Source organism: Pseudomonas sp. NBRC 111127 (genome assembly GCF_001320345.1).
Lineage (GTDB): Bacteria > Pseudomonadota > Gammaproteobacteria > Pseudomonadales > Pseudomonadaceae > Aquipseudomonas > Aquipseudomonas juntendi.
The window spans coordinates 22,059-28,991 of sequence record NZ_BCBD01000064.1; the positions used below are offsets into that span (position 1 = coordinate 22,059).

Genomic DNA, 6,933 nt, shown 5'->3' on the forward strand with positions numbered 1-6,933 from the left:
GGGCGCGCCCGCTCCCACAGGTACTGCACAAAACCCCGTGGGAGCGGGCATGCCCGCGAAGGGGCGCGAAGCGGCCAAGATTCCGGCGCTGGGCACGGGCCAGCAAGAAGCGTTCCGTGCTGCTGAATGGATTCTACTCTACACGAACTGCGCTGCGGCGTTGGCCGATGCCCAGGCCCACTGGAAGTTGAAGCCACCCAGGTGGCCGGTGACATCCAGCACTTCGCCAATAAAGTACAGCCCGGGGCTTTTCAGCGACTCCATGGTCTTGGACGACACTTCGCGGGTATCCACGCCGCCCAGGGTCACTTCGGCGGTGCGGTAGCCCTCGGTGCCCGCAGGCACCACCTGCCAGTTGGCCAGCTTCTCGGCAATCTGCGCCAGTTCTGCCGGGGTGTACTGCTTCATGGGCCTGGACTCGAACCACTGCTCGGCCAGCAGGTTGGCCAGCTTGCGGGTGAACACTTCGCCTAGCACGGTCTTCAGTTCGGCATTGGCGCGCTCGGTTTGCATCTGCTGCAGCCAGGTGAGTGCATCGCGGTCGGGCAACAGGTTGATCTCGACAGTGTCACCGGCTTCCCAGAACGACGAGATCTGCAGGATTGCCGGGCCACTCAGGCCACGGTGGGTGAACAGCAGGTTTTCGCGGAAGCTGGTGCCGTTGCAGGTGGCCGTGCAATCAAGCGAAGTGCCGGACAGCTCGCTGCACAATGCCTTGAGTTGTGGCTCGGTGATGGTGAACGGCACCAGCCCGGCGCGGGTCGGCAGCAGGGTGTGGCCAAACTGGCGCGCGACCTGGTAGCCGAACCCGCTGGCGCCCAGGGTCGGGATCGACAGGCCACCGGTGGCGATTACCAGTGACTGGCAGGCGAACTGCCCGCCGCTGGTCTGCAGCAGGTAGCCGCTTTCGGTTTTTTCGATCTGTTCGATGCTGGTGTGCATGCGGATTTCGGCACCGGCCTCGTCGCATTCGGCCAGCAGCATGTCGAGGATGTCGCTGGCCTTGTTGTCGCAGAACAACTGGCCGAGCTTCTTCTCGTGGTACGCCACGCCATGCTTGCACACCAGCTCGATGAAGTCCCATTGCGTGTAGCGGGCCAGCGCCGATTTGCAGAAATGGGCGTTGTGCGAGAGGAAGTTGGCCGGTTCGGTGTACATATTGGTGAAGTTGCAGCGCCCGCCGCCAGACATGAGGATCTTCTTGCCTGGCTTGTTGGCGTGGTCGAGCAACAGTACCCGGCGGCCGCGGCGGGCGCTGAGCTGGGCGCACATCAGGCCGGCGGCGCCGGCGCCGAGGATGATCACGTCGGTGGAGTGCACGGTGTTACCTCATGGATAGCCGGGGCCGCTGTGCGGCCCATCGCAGGCAAGCCAGCTCCCACAGGTACTGCACAAGCCTGAAGGCCTGTGGTGATCCTGTGGGAGCTGGCGTGCCTGCGATGGGCTGCAAAGCAGCCCCAAAAAATGTCAGACGATGCGGTGATCCTGTGGGAGCTGGCTTGCCTGCGATGGGCTGCAAAGCAGCCCCAAAAATGTCAGACGATGCGGACTTTCAGGGACCGGCCCTTGATCTTGCCGCTGTTCAAGCGCTGCATGGCCTGCTTGGCGAGCGCCCGCTCCACCGCCACAAACGCCTGGAAGTCAAAGATCGCGATCTTGCCCACCTGTTTGCCCGGGATCCCGGCATCACCGGTCAGCGCCCCGAGAATGTCGCCCGGGCGCAGCTTGTCCTTGCGCCCGGCGGCGATGCACAGGGTGCTCATCACCGGCAGCAGCGGCTCGCCGCCCTTGTTCTTCAGGCTGTCGAGCTGGTCCCAGCGCAGCGGGCTCTTCTGCAGTTGCTCGATGGCCTGGGCGCGGTGGCCTTCTGCCGGGGCAACCAGGCTCACCGCCAGGCCCTTCTCGCCTGCGCGGCCAGTACGGCCCACGCGGTGCACGTGGATTTCCGCATCGCGTGCCAACTCGACGTTGATGACCATGTCCAGGCCATCGATGTCCAGGCCGCGCGCGGCCACGTCGGTGGCCACCAGCACCGAGCTGCTGCGGTTGGCGAACATGGTCAGAACCTGGTCGCGGTCGCGCTGCTCCAGGTCGCCGTGCAGCGCCTGGGCGACGATACCCTTGGCGGTCAGGTGGGCAACCACGTCTTCGCACTGCTGCTTGGTGAAGCAGAACGCCACGCACGACTGCGGGCGATAGTGGCCCAGCACGCGGGTCACCGCTTCCAGGCGCTGCTCTGGGTCGATCTCGATGAAGCGCTGCTCGATCTGGTTGTCGGTGTGCAGGCTCTCGACTTTCACTTGCTGCGGGTTACGCATGAAGTCGGCGGCCAGCTGCTTGATGCCGGCCGGGTAGGTGGCCGAGAACAGCAGGGTCTGTCGGCGCGATGGGGTTTTGCCGATGATGCTGGCAATGGCATCGAAAAAGCCCATGTCGAGCATGCGGTCGGCTTCGTCGAGCACCAGGGTGTTCAGACCATCGAGTACCAGGGTGCCTTTGTCCAGGTGCTGCTGGATGCGCCCAGGCGTACCGACGATGATGTGCGCACCGTGTTCCAGCGAGGCGATCTGCGGGCCCAGCGAAACACCACCGCACAGGGTCAGGATCTTGATGTTGTCCTCGGCGCGGGCCAGGCGGCGCAGTTCCTTGGCGACCTGGTCGGCCAATTCGCGAGTCGGGCACAGCACCAGGGCCTGGCAGCCGAAGTAACGCGGGTTGATCGGGTTCAGCAGGCCGATGCCAAAGGCGGCGGTCTTGCCGCTGCCGGTCTTGGCCTGGGCAATCAGGTCCTGGCCCTTGAGGATGACCGGCAGGCTCTGGGCCTGGATCGGTGTCATCGCGGCATAGCCGAGGGCGTCCAGGTTGGCCAGCATGGCAGTGGACAGCGGCAAGGTGGCAAAGGCGGTGGATTCGGTGGTCACGAGGCGGGCCTGCGGTGCGAAGCTAAAAATGCCGCATAGTCTACCAGCCTCGTGGCCATTCGCCCTAAGACTCCATGTGGTGTTCCGGACGACGGGCACGCCTTCCGTCCGTCGGTGCCAGCTGCAGGAAGATCGCCGCCGCCAGCATGGCCATCACGCCGATGGTGACGAAGGTCAGCTGGAAGGCGCCCAGCGTGGTGTCTACGCCTTCGGCACTGCCGGCGGCGGTGAAGCCGCCAAGCAGGGCGCCGGCGCAGGCCACGCCCAGGCTCAGCGCCAGCTGCGCGACCACCGACAGCAGGCTGTTGCCGCTGCTGGCGCTGGCATCGTCGAGGTCGATCAGGGTTACCGTGTTCATTGCCGTGAACTGCATCGAGTTGACCGCGCCCAGCAGCCCCAGCTGGATCAGCAACACGGCATAGGACGTCTGCTCGTCAACCAGCCCAAGGCTGGCCAGCAGCAGGCCCAGCAGCAAGGTATTGCTGGTCAGGATGATGCGGTAGCCGAAGCGTTCGATCAGCGGCCTGGCAAGGGATTTGGCCACCATTGCCGCCGCCGCCAGCGGGATCATGCTCATGCCGGCCTGGGCCGGCGAATAACCCAGTGCGACTTGCAGCAGCAACGGCACCAGGAACGGCAGGGCGCCGCTGCCCAGGCGCGCGAACAGGTTGCCCAGGATACCGATGGCGAAGGTGCGCACGCGGAACAGGCTGGGCGAAAACAGCGGCTCGGGGTCGCGCCCGGCGCGCAGCCAGTAGGCGGCCAGGCACGCCATGCCGGCAAACAGCAGCAGCATCACCCGCAGGTGCGGCAGGTGCAGCTCGCCGAGCCCCTCCATGGCAATGGTGATCAGCACCATCGCGGCGCCGAACAGCAGGAAGCCAGGGGTATCGAAGCGGGTGCGTTCAGCGCCGCGCAGGTCGGGGATGAACTTCCAGACGGCGTAGCAGCCCAGCAGGCCGACAGGCAGGTTGAGCAGGAAAATCCAGTGCCAGCTGAGGATCTCCACCAGCCAGCCGCCCACCGTCGGACCCAGCAGTGGCCCGAGCAGGCCGGGGATGGTAATGAAGCTCATGATGCGTACCAGCTCGCTGCGCGGGTAGGCGCGCAACACCACCAGCCGCCCGACCGGCAGCATCAGGGCGCCGCCCAGGCCCTGCACCACACGGGCGAAAATCAGGAAGCCGAGGCTGTTGGCGGCGGCGCATAGCAGCGAACCAAAGCTGAACAGCAGTATGGCGCTGAAGAAGATGCGCTTGGTGCCGAAGCGGTCGGCGATCCAGCCCGAGGCGGGTATCAGCAGGGCCACCGTGAGCATGTAGGCAATGATTACGCCCTGCATGCGCAGCGGGTCTTCGGCCAGCGAGCGGGCCATGGCCGGCAGCGCGGTGTTGAGGATGGTGCCGTCCAGGGACTGCATGAAGAAGGCGATGGCGACCACCCAGGGGATCCAGCGGGCGGTGGCGGGGTCTAGCGGGGTGCGTTCGGGCATGACTTCCTCGTTTGTCAGTGCCGGCCTCTTCGCGGCTAAAGCCGCTCCTACAAGGGTTACGCGTTCGTTGTAGGAGCGGCTTTAGCCGCGAAAGGGCCGGCAAGTCCAATCACAATGTCAGGGTCAGGCCTTTGACCAGCGCACCTGGCAAATGACTCGACCCGGTGCTGCGCTGTCCATAGGTGCTGGTCGACAGGATCATCTCGCGCTCCTGGGTCAGGTCCTCCAGTTGGCTACCGAGCAAACTGTACAGGCTGTCATCGAAGCGCATGGTGCTCACTGGCCCCTGGATCTGCCCGTTCTCCACCCAGAAGGTGGCGAACCGGGTCAGCCCGGTCATGCGCGCTGCTGGCAAGTCCGAGTAGTTGAGGTACCACAGGTTGCTGATGTACAGCCCAGTGCCCAGCCGCTGCAAGACCTCGTCCATGGGCAGGCCACCCGATGCCAGGCTGAGTGCGCAGGGCGACTCGTAACTGTCGGCGCCATTGGCCAGCAGCTTGAATTCGGCGGCGCTGCGCGCGCTGATCAGCCGTTGCGCCGCCCGGCCTTGCTGGATCAGCGGCACATCCCGGCGCGGTGAGCCTTCGTCGGAAAACGCCGGGCTCAGCGAGCCGCTGACCTGCTCGGTGAAACTCACCAGCGGGCTCAGCCGTGCATCGCCGTTGTACAGGCGCTGCAAGGCGCTATTGCCGGTGGCCAGCGCCTGGGCGGAAAAACCGCCCCAGCACAGCATGCCGGCGATTTCGTCCATCGCCGCCGGGGCCAGGTAGGCACGGTAGCTGCCGGGCTCGAGGGTGACTGCCGGGCGCCCGAGGAAGCCCAACTGCTCCCGCGCCTGGCGCAGGCGCGCGGTGAAGTCGTCGGGGTTCCACACCTGGCCGGCGTAGTTGGCCTTCACCGCCTGGCCGTTTTCGTGGAACAGGCTCCAGTCGAAGTTGAAGCTGTTGGCCTGGTGCCAGCCGAAGGCACCGAACGAGCTGGCGAAGCCCCGGCAGACCGGGCCCGCGGCATAAATGCCGACCAGGTCCAGGTCACCCGCTTCGCGGTCGAGCAACGCCAGCACATCGCTGAGTTCAGGTAGTGGCTGCTGTTGCTGGCTGTGGCTGTGCCAGGCGCTTTCGTCCAGGCGCAGGTAAGGGTCGACGGCCAGCAGTGGCAGGGTCTGGCGCAGTTGCGCCAGGGCATCCGCCAAGCGTTGGCGGTCTAGTTGCGCATCGCCACTCAAGGTCACCTGCTGTTCGGCCTGGCGACCGTCGCGGATCAGCCGCAGCTGCGCGCTGGCCTGGCTGACATGCCCGGCCTGGCGCACCTTGGCGTGGTTGAAGCGCACGAACTGGGACTGCTCGGCGCTGTAGCCAAGGGTAAACTGCTCGCCACTTTCCAGGGCGGCGCGCACCTCCCCGGCCAGGGTTTCAAAAGCGTGTTTCATAAGGCGTCGCCCCCGAATACGTCGATCTGGCGGAACACGCAGGCCGGCGAGGCGTGGCCCACGCGCACCACCTGGTTGGGTTCGCCCTTGCCGCAGTTGGGCGTGCCCAGTACCTGGAAGGTGCTGCGGTCGCCGACCGCTGCCAGGTTGCGCCAGAACTGTGCGGAGATGCCCCGGTAGTTGGGGTTCTTGACGATGCCCTTGAGCTCGCCGTTCTCGATCAGTTGGCCCCATTCGCAGCCGAACTGGAACTTGTTGCGCGCGTCGTCGATGGACCAGGACCGGTTGGTCCGCATCAGGATGCCGTGCTCGATGCCCGCGATCAGTTGTTCGAGGGAGTGCTCGCCCGGCTCGATGTTGAGGTTGGCCATGCGGTCGATCGGCGCGCGGTTCCAGCCACAGGCGCGGCTGTTGGCCACACCGTCCAGGCCGGAGCGGAACTGCGATAGCGCGCCGCCCAGCGGGCGCAGCAGCAGGCCGTCGCGGATCAGGAACTGCTTGCTGGCCGGAGTGCCGTCATCATCGAAGCTGTAGCTGGCCAGCTCTTCGCCGATGGTCGGGTCGAAAGTCACGTTCAGCAGGCTGGAACCGTACTGCAGGTAGCCGAAGTCACTGGCTTTGACGAAGCTGGTGCCTGCGTAGTTACGCTCGTCGCCGAGGATGCGGTCCATCTCCAGCGGGTGGCCGATCGATTCGTGAATCTGCAGCATCATCTGGTCGGGCATCAACAGCAGGTCGCGCGGGCCACTGGGCGTATTAGGGGCCAGCAGCAACTGCAGGGCCTCGTCGGCGACCCGGCTGGCGGCGCCAACCAGGCCACAACGCTCAACGATCTCGTAACCGCCTTGCTGGCCGAAATTGTCGCGGCCCAGGCTGCGGCTCTGGCTGTCCTGGCCGTTGCTGGCAGTTACCCCCAGCCCCGGGAACAGAAAGCGCTGGGCATGGCGCAGCTCGGCGCCGGCTGAGTTCAGGTAGGTCTGCTCGACCAGGCTCAGGCCGAGACTGGCCTGCCAGTCCACCAGGCGGCTGTCCTTGGGTACGCTGGCTGATTCCGCGGCGAGCAAGCCAAGGCAGTCGGCCAGGCTGGGCAC

Annotated in this window: 5 protein-coding genes; all 5 read right to left on the bottom strand. The window is 65.7% G+C overall.

Features of this window, described 5'->3' with window-relative positions:
* Nucleotides 1-138: 138 nt before the first annotated feature.
* The gene (locus APH30_RS13790; RefSeq protein ID WP_054912853.1) at nt 139-1,320 is read right to left on the bottom strand and encodes an NAD(P)/FAD-dependent oxidoreductase; all 1,182 of its coding nucleotides are present in this window, start codon (nt 1,318-1,320) and stop codon (nt 139-141) included.
* A 215-nt stretch (nt 1,321-1,535) separates the two neighbouring features.
* Nucleotides 1,536-2,873 carry an ATP-dependent RNA helicase DbpA gene (gene dbpA, locus APH30_RS13795; protein WP_232108669.1) on the bottom strand — a complete coding sequence of 446 codons (1,338 nt, stop codon included), beginning with the start codon at nt 2,871-2,873 and terminating at the stop codon, nt 1,536-1,538.
* 112 nt (nt 2,874-2,985) lie between these two features.
* Nucleotides 2,986-4,413: a multidrug transporter subunit MdtD gene (gene mdtD / locus APH30_RS13800; RefSeq protein ID WP_029887785.1), complete on the bottom strand. Its 1,428-nt coding sequence runs from the start codon at nt 4,411-4,413 to the stop codon at nt 2,986-2,988.
* Between the two features lie 109 nt (nt 4,414-4,522).
* Nucleotides 4,523-5,842, bottom strand: a complete 1,320-nt coding sequence (locus APH30_RS13805) for a TldD/PmbA family protein (RefSeq protein ID WP_054912854.1) — start codon at nt 5,840-5,842, stop codon at nt 4,523-4,525.
* Nucleotides 5,839-6,933 (bottom strand): TldD/PmbA family protein (locus APH30_RS13810; protein ID WP_054912855.1); only part of this gene is annotated, 1,095 nt, incomplete at its 5' end. The genes APH30_RS13805 and APH30_RS13810, both read right to left, overlap by 4 nt.

Bases quoted from the DNA above. Each gene is read 5' to 3' on its own strand.
- mdtD (WP_029887785.1), bottom strand. From the start codon at position 4,413: ATGCCCGAACGCACCCCGCTAGACCCCGCCACCGCCCGCTGGATCCCC.
- APH30_RS13805 (WP_054912854.1), bottom strand. From the start codon at position 5,842: ATGAAACACGCTTTTGAAACCCTGGCCGGGGAGGTGCGCGCCGCCCTG.
- dbpA (WP_232108669.1), bottom strand. From the start codon at position 2,873: ATGCTGGCCAACCTGGACGCCCTCGGCTATGCCGCGATGACACCGATC.